This is a genomic window from Paracoccus suum (assembly GCF_003324675.1).
GTDB lineage: Bacteria > Pseudomonadota > Alphaproteobacteria > Rhodobacterales > Rhodobacteraceae > Paracoccus > Paracoccus suum.
This window is the reverse complement of sequence record NZ_CP030918.1, coordinates 2,985,603-3,000,372: the sequence shown is the minus strand read 5'-3', so window position 1 is coordinate 3,000,372 and position 14,770 is coordinate 2,985,603. Positions and strand designations below refer to the sequence as shown.

At 65.2% G+C, this 14,770-nt stretch carries 12 protein-coding genes; 5 read left to right on the top strand and 7 right to left on the bottom strand.

The window, feature by feature from the left end; all coding sequences use genetic code 11:
• Positions 1 to 98: 98 nt before the first annotated feature.
• From DRW48_RS14550 to DRW48_RS14535, 4 genes are all read right to left on the bottom strand, one after another.
• Positions 99 to 1,124, bottom strand: a complete 1,026-nt coding sequence (locus DRW48_RS14550) for a serine hydrolase domain-containing protein (RefSeq protein ID WP_114077054.1) — start codon at positions 1,122 to 1,124, stop codon at positions 99 to 101.
• Positions 1,125 to 1,191: 67 nt separating this feature from the next.
• The gene (locus DRW48_RS14545; protein WP_114077053.1) at positions 1,192 to 1,506 is read right to left on the bottom strand and encodes a GNAT family N-acetyltransferase; all 315 of its coding nucleotides are present in this window, start codon (positions 1,504 to 1,506) and stop codon (positions 1,192 to 1,194) included.
• A gap of 37 nt (positions 1,507 to 1,543) precedes the next feature.
• On the bottom strand, positions 1,544 to 3,064 hold the full coding sequence (locus DRW48_RS14540; protein WP_114077052.1) for a VOC family protein: 1,521 nt from the start codon (positions 3,062 to 3,064) through the stop codon (positions 1,544 to 1,546).
• Positions 3,065 to 3,217: 153 nt separating this feature from the next.
• Positions 3,218 to 3,457: a DUF6582 domain-containing protein gene (locus tag DRW48_RS14535; protein ID WP_114077051.1), complete on the bottom strand. Its 240-nt coding sequence runs from the start codon at positions 3,455 to 3,457 to the stop codon at positions 3,218 to 3,220.
• Between the two features lie 181 nt (positions 3,458 to 3,638).
• On the opposite strand from DRW48_RS14535, the gene DRW48_RS14530 reads away from it, so the two are divergent.
• A complete protein-coding gene (locus DRW48_RS14530; RefSeq protein WP_114077050.1) occupies positions 3,639 to 4,574 on the top strand; it encodes a pirin family protein in 936 nt (311 codons plus the stop codon).
• Positions 4,575 to 4,579: 5 nt separating this feature from the next.
• On the opposite strand, the gene DRW48_RS14525 is transcribed toward DRW48_RS14530, so the two are convergent.
• Together DRW48_RS14525 and DRW48_RS16490 are read right to left on the bottom strand one after the other, a co-directional pair.
• Entirely contained in the window at positions 4,580 to 4,975 is a 396-nt protein-coding gene (locus DRW48_RS14525) for a hypothetical protein (protein ID WP_114077049.1), read from the bottom strand.
• An 81-nt stretch (positions 4,976 to 5,056) separates the two neighbouring features.
• On the bottom strand, positions 5,057 to 8,392 hold the full coding sequence (locus DRW48_RS16490) for a M10 family metallopeptidase C-terminal domain-containing protein (RefSeq protein ID WP_114077048.1): 3,336 nt from the start codon (positions 8,390 to 8,392) through the stop codon (positions 5,057 to 5,059).
• 464 nt (positions 8,393 to 8,856) lie between these two features.
• On the opposite strand from DRW48_RS16490, the gene DRW48_RS14515 reads away from it, so the two are divergent.
• The 4 genes from DRW48_RS14515 (at position 8,857) to preA (ending at position 13,593) form a co-directional block, all read left to right on the top strand.
• Entirely contained in the window at positions 8,857 to 9,588 is a 732-nt protein-coding gene (locus tag DRW48_RS14515) for a substrate binding domain-containing protein (protein WP_114077047.1), read from the top strand.
• 97 nt (positions 9,589 to 9,685) lie between these two features.
• Complete coding sequence (locus DRW48_RS16020; protein ID WP_162784787.1) at positions 9,686 to 10,798, top strand: hypothetical protein; 1,113 nt, start codon at positions 9,686 to 9,688, stop codon at positions 10,796 to 10,798.
• A 115-nt stretch (positions 10,799 to 10,913) separates the two neighbouring features.
• Positions 10,914 to 12,272 carry an NAD(P)-dependent oxidoreductase gene (locus tag DRW48_RS14505; protein WP_114077045.1) on the top strand — a complete coding sequence of 453 codons (1,359 nt, stop codon included), beginning with the start codon at positions 10,914 to 10,916 and terminating at the stop codon, positions 12,270 to 12,272.
• A 22-nt stretch (positions 12,273 to 12,294) separates the two neighbouring features.
• Positions 12,295 to 13,593 (top strand): NAD-dependent dihydropyrimidine dehydrogenase subunit PreA, encoded by a 1,299-nt coding sequence (preA, locus tag DRW48_RS14500; RefSeq protein ID WP_114077044.1) that lies wholly within the window; start codon positions 12,295 to 12,297, stop codon positions 13,591 to 13,593.
• Between the two features lie 21 nt (positions 13,594 to 13,614).
• Here the strand turns inward: preA and dinB are convergent, their stop codons facing one another.
• Positions 13,615 to 14,769, bottom strand: coding sequence for a DNA polymerase IV (dinB, locus tag DRW48_RS14495; protein ID WP_241963290.1), 1,155 nt, complete (start codon positions 14,767 to 14,769; stop codon positions 13,615 to 13,617).
• Between the last annotated feature and the right edge of the window lies 1 nt (position 14,770).

Sequence of the window (14,770 nt, the reverse complement as noted above, 5' to 3'; positions counted from 1 at the left end):
AGCGCGGCGACTTGCCCGCGCGACGGTGTGCCGCCCATAGGGCTCGGTTGTTGTTTGGTTTTCCGCGAATTATGGGACGAGACGCTTTATGCGCGGACTCATTGTCCGTCGGTAGGACTGTCCTTTGCCGGGTCGAAGGCAGAGACGATCTGGCCCAGAAGCGCGTATAGCGCCTCGCGATGCCTGGTCGCGGCAGAGGGGGTCGTCTCGTCCGATGTCATCACGACCGTCAGTCCAAGCGCTGGGACGACATATACCATTTGGCCCCCATAGCCCCAGCCGTAGCGGACCTGCCGCCCCGCGACTTCGCCCATGAACCAGCCGTATCCGTAGCCGCCGCCGGTGTAGCGCGAGCGCGTGCGCTCTAACCATGACGCGTCAATCCAGTCCTGCGAGATCAACCGCTTGCCGCCCGGCGTCATGCCGTGGTTGCGGTAAAGTTCGCCCAGTGCCAGCAGTGAGCGCGGAGTCATGGCCATCTGGTTGCCGCCGAGATAGATGCCCTGCGGGTCGTGCTCCCACGCCGTAATCCGGAAGCCCTCCAGCGGGCCGAGCCAGTCCCGGGCGAGTTCCATTGTCGAGCGGCCGGTCTGGCGCGTCAGGATCGCCGACAGCAGATGCGACGAGCCGGTCGAATAGATCATCCCCCCGCCGGGCTCGTCCACGAACGGACGGGCGAGGGCGCTGCGCACCCAGTTGCGGCTGCCGACCCAGGCGCCGTAATTCGGGCCGGAGGTCGATTCGAGGCCCGCTTGCATCGACAGCAAATTGCCGATCGTCACGCGGCTCAAGCGGGGGTCCGGATCGGCAGGCAGGTCGCCCTGCAAAATCGGCGCCACCAGTTGATCGGTGCCGTCGAGCACTCCCTTGTCGATGGCAATACCGACGAGGGCAGAGATGACAAGCTTTGAGGCAGACTTGATATTCGTCGGCTCGGACGCGGAGTGGCCGCGATACCCGCGTTGGGCGACGATCTTTCCCTCGTGGGCGACGAGCACTGTTTCCAACGGCGCCATGGCCTCGGCCGCGTCAAGGATCTGGTCGATCCTCGTCGCTGGATCGGACTGCGCATGGCCGGGCAGGGCGAAAAGGACCAGCATCGCGGCGGAGATTATCAGGCGCATGACGACCCTCCCGAGAGGAAACGCGGGTGAGCCTGTGTGACAGCGCGTGCAATGGCCCGCGGTGCCCTCAGGGGGCCTCGCCCGGCTTGATGGTGAACAACTCGGCCCATTCCGGGTGGCGCGCGTACTGGGCGCGGATGAAGGGGCAGACCGGAATGATTCGAAAGCCGTTCGCGCGGGCGTCGGCCAACATGTGATCCAGCAGAGCCTTGCCCACGCCCCGGTCGCCGATTTCGTCCGGAACGCCGGTGTGATCGGCGCTGATTACGCCCGGCCCGCGGTGGGTAAAGGTCAGTTCACCCTCGGCATCGATCCCCTGGATTCGGGCGGTATAGCGGCCGTGGCGGCCATCGTCCTGTTTGGCGAATGTGATCTCGGACATTGAGAACCTCATGTTTTCGTTGGGCGTGCCGGGCTTGTCATCGGGCCAGCCACGCCTGCGCGATGGCGAGATCCTCGGGCACCAGTTCATGCCCGGCATTGACCTGTCGCGCATCCAGGTCGGCCCCGGCGGCGCTCAGCGAGGCTTCCAGCGCGGGGGCCACTCGGGCAAACGGATCGCGCGCGCCGGTCGTCATCAGAACGCGCGTGCCGTTCAAATCAGCCGCCGGGGGATTCTCCAGCACCTCGATTCCGCGCAGCAGGATCGCGCGGCGCACGGCGCTCGGGTGCAGCCGCATGATCGCGCCCAGCAGGTTGGCCCCGTTGGAATAGCCCAGGAAGGTCAGCTTGTCGGCGGAAAGGCCATAGCCGCGCAGCGCGCCTTCGACGAAGCCGGCAAAGGCCTCGGCCTCGGCGCGGACATCGGCCTGATCATAGGTCACCGCGTCGATCCGACGAAACCAGCGGTTCATGCCTTCCTCGGTCGAGCGGCCGCGCACGCCCAGCAGGGTCGCCCGCGGGTTCAGTCGCGCGCCAAGCGGCATCAGGTCGGCCTCGGACCCGCCGGTGCCGTGCAGCAGCACGATGACCGAACCGTCGGGATCGTCCGGCGTGTGAAAGCGGTGGATAAAAGGCAAATCGCGCATCGGCATCCTTTCGTGGCCCGGCAGGGCGAACTGCGGCAGCATCACGCGCAGATCGGCCTCGCGGGCGGCATCCTGAGGGGGAATGAAAAGTGTTTGGCCCAGCTCGTCGGGGTTTTCGTCAACGGTAAAGCCGGGACCGTCGGTGGCATATTCGAACAGAACGCCCGTCGGCTCTCGCACGTAGAGCGAGGTGAAATACTTGCGGTCGTGCACGGCAGTGGCGCTGCCCCGGTCCTGCAACGATAGCCGCATGGCCTGCACTGCCTCGACGTCGGGGCCTCGGAAGGCGACGTGGTCGAAGGCGCCAGCCCCCTGCGCGGCGCCGACGAAACCAGCCGACTGTCGGATATCCAGCACGTCACTGTCAGATGCCATGCGGATGAAGGGCCCATCGCGCAGCGCCTCGGAATAGCCGAACAGGGCGGCGAAATCGGCAACGGCCTCGGCGTCATCGGTCAGGATCGTGACCCCCCGCAGGCGCGTCGGGGCGCCGTCGCCCGGTAGTGGGGCGGCGCTGGGCAGGTCGATCCCGACCAGCTTGACGGTGATGCCGTCCGGGTCGCGCAGCCTCAGGACCGTCTCGCCGAACTCGCGCTGCGGCCCGCTGACCGGCAGGCCTAGTTCCATCGCGCGTTGTAGCCACGTTCCGATGGACAAGGGGGGCACCGCGAAGGCGATCTCGGCAACCTGCCCGAGGCCTGCGCGGCCCGCGGCGCCGTCCTGCCAGACAAGGAAAGTCACCAAAGATCCGGGGCTGCCGAGGGCGTCGCCATAAAACAGGTGCAACTGCTCGGCATCCTCAAAGCCGCCGGTCTGCTTGACCAACCGCAGGCCGAGGAAGCCGGCGTAGAAATCGACGTTCCGCTGGACGTTGCCGGTGATCGCCGTCACGTGGTGGATGCCGGTGGTCACGCGGACCTCTCAGGAACCTCAATGATGCAGGGCGGATGCTGGCTAGTGACCTGAAGCGCATAGCCAGACATCGGAACGGCCGGGGCGCTGCTTCTCCCGCGCACCCGGCCGCATCCGACAGGCGAGCCGGGGCCCGCCACGTCTCCATCGTTCCTACTTGCCAATCTCACGCCAGGATTTCTCTTTCACATCGACCCCGTGTTTTTTCGCGGCGGCCTTGATCCGTTTCCACGCCTCGTCGCGCTCGTCGTCGGACACGTCCTTCACCTGGTTGAAGCGGGCGATCGCGTTGCGGACATGCGTCGCATCTTCCAGCGGCTCCTTGCGCTGCTTGGGAAAGGCAAACGAGCCTTTGTCCAGATCGTCGCGCTTTTCGGCATTCAGCTCGGCCATGGTAACCTCCTTCGATCCAAATAAACGAACCGCCGGCGGGTTTGGTTTCTGTTCCCGGCCATCCTGCACCCCGGTTCGCGGCAATGGCCAGCAACCGCCGCGTTCTGTCTTGCCGAACGGGCGCAGGATTGAGCGTAAGGCGGACGCGTCATAGCTTTGTGACAGCCAAGGAGGCGTGAAGATGAGCTGGAACCCCGCGCTAAGTCCCGGATGCCCGGACGACATCGGCATCGACGCCATCGAGACCCTGATAATTCCCCGCGCCCGGGACCTGGGCGGGTTCGAGGTCAAGCGCGCGCTGCCCGCCCCGAAACGCCAGATGGTCGGGCCGTTCATCTTTTTCGACCAGGCCGGCCCGGCCGAGTTCCTGACCGGCAAGGGCATCGACATCCGCCCGCACCCGCATATCGGGCTGGGCACGGTGACCTATCTTTATCGCGGCGACTTTCACCATCGCGATTCGCTGGGGACGGACCAGGTCATCCTGCCGGGCGCGGTCAACTGGATGGTCGCGGGCAAGGGAGTTACCCATTCCGAGCGCACCTCGGCGGCCGGCCGTCAGGGCCCGCACAGCCTCTACGGCATCCAGACCTGGATTGCCCTGCCTGAGGACCGCGAGGACATGGCCCCGATCTTTGAGCATCACGGCAAGGAAACGCTGCCGGTGATCGAGGCCGAGGGGATTCGCGCCAACCTGATCCTGGGCCATGCCTATGGTCAGAGGGCGCCGGCGACGCTCTATTCGGACACCTTCTACCTGGACGTGACGCTGGTCCCGGGGGCGCGTTTTCCACTGCCCGACGACCACGAGGATCGCGGCCTCTATATCACTGAAGGTTCAGTCACGATTGCCGGCCAGGAGTTTGCTGCCGGCCAGATGATGGTGTTCCGCCCGGGCGACGCGATCACCGTCGCCGCCGGCCCGCAAGGCGCGCGGCTGATGGCGCTGGGGGGCGCCACCCTGAACGGGCCGCGCTATGTCTGGTGGAACTTTGTTGCCTCGTCACAAGAGCGCATCGAGGCCGCCAAGCACGAATGGCGCACGGCCGATTGGGGCAATGGCCAGTTCGACCTGCCGGACAGCGACCGCAGCGAATTCATCCCGCTGCCGGACTGAGTGGATCAGTACATCGCGGTATAAAGGACGATCTGCACCGGCGCGTCGGCTGTCAGCGTGGCGCTGCCCCGGGCGAGCAGCCAGCCGTCCGCGCGCTCCAGCCGGGCGACAACCTCCTGCGCGGGGGCAGCGGTCCGGGCGACGGCGGGAACAGAAAACTCGACCTTCTTCGCGCCGCCGTCGCTTTCGACCCTGGCTGCGTTGTCCGGGACGCGAGCGTTTTCTGGGGCCGGACCCTCGACGTAGATGACGAGCTGGCCCTTGGGGATCTCGATCCCGCCTTCGTATTCGACGGTGCCGCGGATGTCGGCGGTCTGGGCGGCGACAGAGCCTGCGACCGCAGCGGCGGCGGCGGTACCGGCGGCCATCAGTACCATGCGTCGATCGGTAAATCGCTTCATTGCCACGTCTCCTTCCGTGTGAGGTGGCAGGTTCCATAAACAAAAAAAAGGGGGCCGAAGCCCCCCTTTTGCGTCGCACGATCAGATAATGATGAAATCGCGCTCGCTCAGGCTCAGGCCGCCGGTCAGGCGGGCGAACTGGATCGCCTCGATTTCGCCAGTGCCGTCGGCGTCATAGGACAGCACGCCGTTGTCGGTATCGAACAGGATGCGGTCATCGGCATCCTGTGCGGTCCCGGACGAGCTGGCATGGAACGCGCCAAAACGCAGGATGCCCTCTGGGCCGATCTCGGTGAAGATCAGATCATCGAGCATGATCTGGTCGTCCGCCACGTTGAAGTCGGTGATCCGATCCAGATTGCCGTTCCCAAGCTCTGTCGAGAAACGGAAGGTGTCCTCACCTATGCCGCCCTTCAACGTGTCCGCCCCAAGGCCGCCGTCCAGCAGGTCGTTGCCGGCGTCGCCGACCAGGATGTCCGCCCCGGAAACGCCCGGCCGGGCAGGCGCCGGCGGGAAGTCGACCGAAACGTTGACCTCGTAGGTGGAACCCTCGGGCACCGCGGCGACGAAGCCGTCACCGGGCGCATCGGGCGACCACTTGCCCTCCAGGATGTAGTAAGTGCCCGACGTGTCAGCCACGAACACCGCGCTCGAGTCGCGGCCGGTGACCGAGCCGGGATCGCCGCCTCCGTCGTCATTCTCGGCGACGACATTGCCGGCGCTGTCGAGGATCTTGACCCAGCTGTCGTGGACGTTGGGATCGGCGATATGGTCGATGTCGACCGTCAGCACCGTGCCTGCCGCGAGGTTCACCTTGTAGTAGCCACCCTGGCCATTGCCCGTCGCGTTGACGGTCGAGTGCAGGATCGTGGTCGAGTCGAAGATATCCGGATCTGCCGCAAGCGAGAAGTTGTTCGACAGGTCGAACGCCGTCGCGATCGAGTTGTTGGTCGCGTCCGGACCCAGCGTGGCATAGCCGCTGCCCATTCCGGGCCGCGGGGGTGCCTCGCCCTGGTAAGCGAAATCGCCCAGCAGCACGTCGTCGCCATCGCCACCATGCAGCGTGTCGGCACCGCCCTGGCCGGTCAGCACGTTGGCCGCATTGTCACCGGCCACACGGTCGGCATGCCCCGAGCCGGAGAGGTTCTCGATCGAGACGTAGGTGTCATCCCCGGTCTTGCCGAGACCGAGATTGATGCGCACGCCAGCGGCCGAGTCCGCATAGTCCGCGGTGTCCAGGCCCGCGCCGCCCTGCAGCGTGTCGGCCCCTGCGCCGCCCGACAGGGTGTCATCGCCCATGCCGCCCGACAGCAGGTTCGCCTGCGCGTTGCCGATCAGGTTGTCGTTGTGCATCGAGCCGAGCACATTCTCGAACCCGACGATGATGTCGTGCCGGATCACCGTCCCGCGCCCGACGATCTGTACGGGCCCGTCGGCGTCCCCACCATTGGTGTTGCCATTGGCAAGGTTGATGGTCACGCCGGCGTTGCTGCCGGTGTAATCGACCGTGTCGTTCCCCTCGCCACCGTCCAGATAATCCTGGCCGCTGCCGCCGATGATGGTGTCGTTGCCACCCTCGCCATAGATGATGTCGCCGTCGGCGGCTCCATCCAGGATGTCGTCACCGTCGCGACCATTGAAATAGTCGCCGCCACCGCGACCCCAGAAGTGGTTGTTGGCCGAGGTGCCGATGAAGCGGTCGATCCGGTCATCCGAGCCGATCAGGTTCTCGATGCTGTAGAACGTGTCGCCCGAGCCGGTGCCGCCGCTGGCGAGGTTCGCCTCGAGGTTCACGAGCAGCTGGAACGGGCTTTCCATGCTGTAGTCGACCGTGTCGACCCCGGCACCGCCGCGGAAGACGTCGACGCCGTCTTGCCCGCGCAGCACGTCGTTGCCATCCCCGCCGTCGAGCGTGTCATCGCCCGCGCCGCCCATGATGGTGTCGTCGCCGCGACCGCCATACAGCGCGTCGTTGCCGTCGTCGCTCTCGGTCTGGTCCTCCAGATCGGCAATCGGGATGGTGTTGTTGATGTCGCGGCTGGCCAGCGAGTCGCGCCCGCCGATGATCAGGTCGTTGCCGTCGAGACCAAAGATAGTGTTGCCGCCAGCACCGCCGTTAAGCGTGTTATCCTTGGCGTCGCCAAAGATGATGCTGCCCAGCGCGCCGCCGCCATTGACCGGCGTATCGCCCCCGCCATCATCGGGAACGTCCGTCCCGTCGACGTAGATCACGTTCTCGATATTGGCAAAACCGCTGACGTCGATATCGCGCGACATCACGATGATCGTGTCATTGCCACCATCCGCAAGCTCACGCACGACGTCATCGGCCGAGTCGACGAAATAGGTATCGTCGCCGCCGTTGCCGGCCATGCTGTCGCCGCCGCCCCGGCCATCGAGGATATTGTCGCCGTCATTGCCGATCAGGACATCGGCAAAGCGGCTGCCAATCCCGGTTTCGACATAATATTGCGTGGCATCGGCATTGTGGCCGGCGAAGATCGACACGTTGTTGCTGTGGCCGTTCACGCTGGAAAACTGGCCGGCGCGCAGGTCGAGGATGGTCCCGGCAGTCGATCCGGAAAAATCAATGGTATCATCGCCACCCGTATCGTGGATCACGAAACCGATGTCGTGCTGCATTCCGGAGGTCGTCAGCTGATAGCCATATTGGGAACTGTTGAAGCCGTAAGTGTTGTCGCCGGTGTTGAGGTCGATGGTCTGATAAGTGCGCACCCCATTGGCATCAACGGTCGAGAAAAAGCGCCTGATAACAGCTTCGATATCCGCAAGCATCGGGGTCGACGCGGACCAGCGGGTAGTCTCGCCGACGTCGATGCCATCGAAATAGGACATCACGCTGTATTGCTGACGATCGTAGATCCAGGTGGCGTTATTCAGGTAATTGATCTGCACCCCACCCGGGCCGCTATAATTGTAGAGTCCCGGATGGTTCAGGCCGAATTCATGGCCGAATTCGTGTATAAATGAATCGAAGACATAGCCGCCGATATCGGTCTTGTTCGGCTCGGTATCATGGAAACGCTGGCCGATGCTGACGTAACGGTTGCTGGAATAGGCGCTGCCGTCGCCGGGCTCGCCAATTTCCGGGCTGACGACTTGCATCCATTGCGTGGCGCGATCGAATGGAATGTCGTCAATGATTTCGAATTCAAGCGGGGTCACCGAGGACCACATCGTCAGCGCGCCTTCGGCGGCAGCCTTGTATTCGGGATGGTTGTTCAATTCGGAAAGGTTGACCTTCAACGGCTCTTGCGCGATCGCCGGTGTCAGGCTGCGATTGAGCGCGCCGAGGTAGTCAAGAAAGGCGTCGTAATCTTCGCTTTTGCCGTAGGGATTGTCGGGGGTCTGGTCGTTGACCCACCAGTCTTCGTTATCCTGGCTCGGAGACGGCATTTCTTGCACTCCTATATGATAACCTTCGAATGGTCACTCGTAATACAGCCGTGGCAACACCCGGCATTTCAATGCCAAGCGGGGATCTGCAGCCTGAGGGAATGATGGTGAGGCGGGCCGAACCTGTCCATGCCCTTAACGCGTGACCGGGAAGGACAGATTTCGGTTTGCTGTCAGTTATTTAAAATGCGATCCGATTTCGACCGGCGGAATTCTGCTCACGGATACGTGTAATCGGCGGAGGAGGTCGTTAGAATCGTGGAAAGCAGTCCAGGTACATCGCCCTCGCCTCGGGGAGCCGACAGGTCACACCCAAGCCAAGGTTTGCCCGGGCAGTTCGTGGGCAGGCGACACTTATGGGGCCGTAATGGGGGGCCTTCATACTCGGCCAGCGGACGGCGCGCGGCGCCGCCCTTTTCCTGCGTAATGCCGGCCGCATCACCCCCACCGAGGCGGCGCTGCAGATGGCCGAGCGGCTGCGCCCCGCCCTCGCGGAGCTTGTCGCCGCCACGGAAAGCGCTGCCTGGGGCATGGACGGCGGCGCGCTGATCGGCAGCTTGTCGATTGCAGCGCCCATGACCTTTGGCACGATGCATCTGGCGTCGATCCTGGCCCGCTTCGCCGTAGCCCATCCGGGATTGGCTCTGCGCGTCGATTTCGACGATCGCGCCCGCGATCTGGCCCGCGAGGGGTTCGATCTGGCGATCCGCATCGGCGAAGCGCGCGACAGCGCCCTGATCGCCAAGAAGCTGTGCGAGGATCGCCAGATCGTGGTTGCCAGCCCCGATTACCTCGCCCGCACCGGCGCGCCCGAGGCCCCGGCCGACCTTTCGTCGCGCCAGGTGATTGGCTATGCCCACCTGCCCGACGCCCGGCTGTGGCTGTTTCAGCAGGGCGGCCGTTGGATCTCGCCCAAGGTCAGCGCCCGGCTGGTGATGAACAACGGCGAGGCAATCCGCGACATGGCTGTAGCCGGGCTCGGACTGGCGATGCTGCCGCAGTTCATCGTGGCCGAGGCGATCGCCGACGGACGCCTGGTGCAGGTCCTTGCCGACTTCGAGACGCGGACACTGCCGATCATGGCGGTCTGGCCACCGATCAGCCCGATGCCGGCCAAGCTGCGCGCGATCGTCGATTTCCTTGCGGCAGAACTGGCCGTTCGGCCGTGGCAAATTGGGTACGCGGATGTGAGCTAGACCCGATGGAAGGCTCTACGCATCGCTCGGAGGCTGTTCTGCCTTGCCCCGTCCCATGGATCGGCGCTAACGGCGAGTGACAGGCGCAGGGCGGGGCATGATGAAGTACCTTGGTGAGGTCGTTGCAAGTTTCGATGCCCCTGACATCGTGTGCGAGGTCTTTCCGTCGGATCTTCCGCCCGGCACTCAGTATGCGGCCTATCTTTTTCGCAATGAAGAGCGAGTCACAACTATATGGTATCAGGACAGCTGTGTCTTCCGTTTTGTCGGCCGCCATCCTCCAGGGATTTATCGCATCCAGGCGTTTGCCCGAACTGCCGACGGCCAGACCGAAAGCCGCAGCTCCGGCCCGCTATTTGTTAATCCGCAGCCCGTAAGCGCCCAATCGCTCCCTCGTGCTGCGGCCGATGGGCAAAGGGTTTTCTACCTGAAGGGCAGAAACTGGCGATTTCCTGCTGTCCTGTATCCGGGCGAGGGCCGCCATCTCTTCGTTATGATGCCCTCTGCCATTGATCGTACCAAGCATGTGTTGCCGGTGTTCAGCCGTGGGCGCTGGGCCCGTGAAGGGATTTTCCCAGGAGACGTTCTGTGCATTGCCGACCCAACGCTCGAACTGGACGAACGCCTGTGCATAGGCTGGTGCATTGGCGACGAGAGGAACGACGCGATCCCCCAACTGGCGGAGTTCGTCTCTTCCTTCGCGAGGGCGGGCAGCATTCCGTCTGAGCGGATCGTGATTTACGGCAGTTCCGCAGGTGGCTTTGCGGCGCTTGCACTTGCTGCCCAGATCGAGGGATCGACCGCTGTTGCCGTCAATGCCCAGTCCGACGCCATGAACTACGAAATAACGCGCCATGTCGCCAATTTCCGTGCGGCCGCGTTCGGGAACGCCTCGCCCGACGCGATCAGGGCAGCGTTCCGGCTGCGCGTTGACATGTCCGCGCGATGGCAGACCGTAACACGGTCGCGCGCCATTCTCGTGCAGAATGAACTCGACGTTCATCACTATCGCGACCACTTCCTTCCGTTTTGGACGTCCATCGGAGGAGACCCGGTGCCACCCTTGGGCCTGTCACAGGCCGGGCCGCACGCCGCCTGGATTTACCGGGACGAGCGCGGACACGTCCCGGAATCGGTTGAAATGGCCCGCCAGATCATGGCCATGCTGAGTCAGCCCGAGGGCTTTTCGCGTCTGCCACAGAGCTCCTGACCTCCGCTCCGTGCATACCTTGGTCCTTGACCGGCGCGGGGCGAGTGCGTCACGCTGATCTCATCGAAGGATCAGCCAAGTCCCGCGCCCGCGTGGGATCAGCCAAGGGGGCCGCATGACCAACAGTGCCTTCACGCCAGGGGTGGTGCCGGGCCGCTTGCCCGCGGATGAGTTGGCTGCCAATTTCAGCGACGTCGCCCCGGCACTCGAGCCGCATCAGGCGCGCGTTGCCGCTGACCGCTGCTATTTCTGCTACGATGCGCCCTGCGTGACGGCATGCCCGACCGGGATCGATATCCCGCTGTTCATCCGTCAGATCCAGTCCGGCACGCCCGATGCCGCCGGCATGACTATCCTGCACAGCAACATCTTTGGCGGCATGTGCGCCCGCGTCTGCCCCACCGAGACGCTGTGCGAGGGGGCCTGCGTGCGGATGGAGGCCGAGGGGCTGCCGGTCGAGATCGGCGCCCTCCAGCGCCATGCGACCGACGGGATCATCGCCGCCGGCATCCATCCGTTCCGGCGCGGGGCGCCGACGGGCAAGCGCATTGCCGTGGTCGGCGCCGGCCCGGCGGGGCTGTCTTGCGCCCATCGCCTTGCCGCCAAGGGGCATGAGGTGACGGTGTTCGACGCCCATGCCAAGCCGGGCGGGCTGAACGAATACGGCATTGCCAGCTACAAGGCCGTCGACGGCTTTGCCCAGGCCGAGATTGAATGGTTGCTGGGAATTGGGGGCATCGCCCTGCGGCAGGGCGTGCGTCTGGGGGCGGACGTCACGCTGGCGCAGTTGCAGGCTGACCATGACGCGGTCTTCCTCGGGATGGGGCTGGCCGGTGTGAACAGCCTCGAGATCGAGGGCGTTCGCGATGCCGTCGATTTCATCGCGGAACTGCGGCAGACGCCCGATCGCGCGGCGCTGCCCGTTGGCCGAGACGTGGTCGTGATCGGCGGCGGGATGACTGCCATTGATGCCGCCGTGCAGGCGAGGCTGCTGGGCGCGCAGACTGTTACCATCGCCTATCGCCGCGGGCAGGACCGGATGTCCGCCTCGGCCCACGAGCAGGAGCATGCCGTGACCTCAGGCGTTCGGATCGCGACCAATGCCGTGCCAACCGCGCGGGCCGATGACGGCGCGCTGGACCTGGGATGGACCATCGATCTGCCGGACGGGACCATGCTCAACAGCGGCGAGAGCTTCCGTCTGCCAGCAGACCAGATCCTTTCCGCCATCGGGCAGCGCCTGGAGGGCGCGCCGGATGGCATCGCGCTGGAGGGTGGCAAGATTGCCATCACCGGCGCCGGCCGGACCTCGCTGGCCGGGGTCTGGGCCGGCGGCGATTGCGCCGCCGGAGGCGAGGATCTGACCGTCACCGCCGTCGCCAACGGCCGCGACGCCGCCGAGGATATCCACGCCGCCCTGATGGGCATTACCCTCACGCCGATTGACGCGCCTGACCTGCACGCCGCCGAATAACCCCTAGCCGCCGAGGTTCATCATGGCCGACCTGCGCAGCGATTTCATCGGCATCCGTTCGCCCAACCCGTTCTGGCTGGCCTCTGCGCCGCCGACAGACAAGGAAGTCAACGTCCGGCGCGCCTTTCAGGCCGGCTGGGGCGGCGTCGTGTGGAAGACGCTCGGCCTCGACGGCCCGCCGATCGTCAACGTGAACGGCCCGCGCTATGGCGTCATCCACGGCGCCGACCGCCGCGTGCTGGGCCTCAACAATATCGAACTGATCACCGACCGACCGCTGCAGGTGAACCTTGACGAGATCAAGGGCGTCAAGCGCGACTATCCCGACCGCGCGCTGGTCATCAGCCTGATGGTGCCCTGCGACGAGGAATCATGGAAAACCATTCTGGCCCGGATCGAGGATACCGGCGCCGACGGGGTCGAGTTGAACTTCGGCTGCCCGCATGGCATGGCGGAGCGCGGCATGGGCAGCGCCGTGGGCCAGGTGCCCGAATACATCGAGATGGTGACCCGCTGGGTCAAGCAGCATTCGCGGATGCCCTGCATCGTCAAGCTGACGCCCAACGTCGCCGACGTGCGCAAACCAGCCGAGGCCGCGCGCCGTGGCGGCGCTGATGCGGTCAGCCTGATCAACACCGTCAACTCGATCACCTCGGTCGATCTGGACCTGTTCGCGCCAGAGCCGACCATCGACGGCAAGGGCACGCACGGCGGCTACTGCGGCCCGGCGGTGAAGCCCATCGCCCTGAACATGGTGGCCGAAATCGCCCGCAACGAGGCCACGCGCGGCTTTCCGATCAGTGGCATCGGCGGCGTCACCACCTGGCGCGACGCGGCCGAGTTCATGGCGCTTGGGGCGGGCAACGTGCAGGTCTGCACCGCCGCCATGACCTATGGCTTCAAGGTGGTGCAGGACATGATCTCTGGCCTGCGGGATTATCTGGACGGCAAGCAGATCGGCCTGACCGATCTGATCGGCCGTGCCGTTCCGAATGTTACCGACTGGCAGTATCTGAACCTCGATTACGTTACCAAGGCGGTCATCGACCAGGACGCCTGCATCCATTGCGGCCGCTGCTACATCGCCTGCGAGGATACCAGCCACCAGGCGATTGCCATGTCGCCGACGCGGATTTTCACGGTGAAGGAGGACGAATGCGTCGCCTGCAACCTCTGCGTCGATGTCTGCCCGGTCGAGGATTGCATCACTATGCGCGAGCTTGCCCCGGGCGAGATCGACCAGCGGACCGGGCTGCCCGCGGGCGGTTTTCGCGATTGGCGGGCGCATCCGAACAATCCCATGGCGCAGGCGGCGGAATAGCACGCCGCGCCCGGCGGGCGATCAGATATCCAGCCCCAGTTGGCGGTGGTCTTCCTCACCCTGCGCGCCTTCAAGGTGCGACAGTGTCACCCCCAGCAGCCGCACGCCGCGCGGGTCGGGCAGAATCTGGGGCAAATGCGCTCGGGCCAGCGACAGCAGCTCTGCCTCGGATTCCACCCAGCGGGGCAGGGTGGTCGCCCGCGTGATGATCTGAAAATCGCTGTATTTCGCCTTCAGCGTCACGCTGCGCCCGCGCACATTGTTTGCCGCGCAGTGGCGCCAGACCTTGGAGGCGAGCGGGCCCAGCGCCTCGGCGGCGGCGGACAGCAGGTGGATATCGGCGGCAAAGGTGTTTTCCGCGCCGACCGATTTGCGGATGCGATCGGGGCGCACCTGCCGGTGGTCGATACCGCGCGAGATGCGCCAGTAATGACCCCCCGCCTTGCCGAAATGACGCGTCAGCCAGGCCTCGTCATGCGCACGCAGATCGGCGCCGGTGCGCAGGCCAAGCCCCTCCATCTTCGCGGCCGTGGCCGGGCCGACGCCGTGAAAGCGACTGACCGGCAGTGAATGGACATAGCCCGGTCCCGCCTCGGGCGGGATGACGAAGAGGCCATCCGGCTTGCGCTGATCCGAGGCGAGCTTGGCCAGGAATTTGTTGTAACTGACCCCGGCCGAGGCGGTCAGCCGCGTCGCCTCGACGATGCGGGCCCGGATCTCGCGGGCGATGGCGGTGGCCGTGCGGCCCTGCAGATGGTCGGTGACGTCCAGATAGGCCTCGTCCAGCGACAGCGGCTCGACCAGCGGTGTGTAGTCCAGGAAGATCGCGCGTATCTGGCGGCTGACCTCCTTGTAGACCTCGAAGCGGGACTTGACGAAAATCAGCTCGGGGCAGAGCCGCGCGGCCCTGACCGACGGCATGGCAGAGCGCACGCCGAACCGCCGGGCCTCGTAGCTGGCTGCCGCGACTACGCCGCGCAGGGAAGAGCCGCCGACCGCCACCGGTTTGCCGCGCAGGGCAGGATCGTCGCGCTGCTCGACGCTGGCAAAGAATGCATCCATGTCGACATGGATGATGCGTCGGACGATCGTGCCGTCCGGCCCCGCGGCCATGTTCAGCGGATCGCCCGCCTGCCCCGCGGGCGCGTCGCCCCCCGAGACGGGCGGACACATCATC

Excerpts from the sequence above, each read along its gene's own strand:
- DRW48_RS14505 (WP_114077045.1), top strand. The coding sequence starts at position 10,914 with ATGACCAACAGTGCCTTCACGCCAGGGGTGGTGCCGGGCCGCTTGCCC.
- DRW48_RS16020 (WP_162784787.1), top strand. The coding sequence starts at position 9,686 with ATGATGAAGTACCTTGGTGAGGTCGTTGCAAGTTTCGATGCCCCTGAC.
- DRW48_RS14535 (WP_114077051.1), bottom strand. The coding sequence starts at position 3,457 with ATGGCCGAGCTGAATGCCGAAAAGCGCGACGATCTGGACAAAGGCTCG.
- DRW48_RS14530 (WP_114077050.1), top strand. The coding sequence starts at position 3,639 with ATGAGCTGGAACCCCGCGCTAAGTCCCGGATGCCCGGACGACATCGGC.
- DRW48_RS14515 (WP_114077047.1), top strand. The coding sequence starts at position 8,857 with ATGGCCGAGCGGCTGCGCCCCGCCCTCGCGGAGCTTGTCGCCGCCACG.
- DRW48_RS14545 (WP_114077053.1), bottom strand. The coding sequence starts at position 1,506 with ATGTCCGAGATCACATTCGCCAAACAGGACGATGGCCGCCACGGCCGC.
- preA (WP_114077044.1), top strand. The coding sequence starts at position 12,295 with ATGGCCGACCTGCGCAGCGATTTCATCGGCATCCGTTCGCCCAACCCG.
- dinB (WP_241963290.1), bottom strand. The coding sequence starts at position 14,769 with ATGATGTGTCCGCCCGTCTCGGGGGGCGACGCGCCCGCGGGGCAGGCG.
- DRW48_RS14525 (WP_114077049.1), bottom strand. The coding sequence starts at position 4,975 with ATGAAGCGATTTACCGATCGACGCATGGTACTGATGGCCGCCGGTACC.
- DRW48_RS14550 (WP_114077054.1), bottom strand. The coding sequence starts at position 1,124 with ATGCGCCTGATAATCTCCGCCGCGATGCTGGTCCTTTTCGCCCTGCCC.
- DRW48_RS16490 (WP_114077048.1), bottom strand. The coding sequence starts at position 8,392 with ATGCCGTCTCCGAGCCAGGATAACGAAGACTGGTGGGTCAACGACCAG.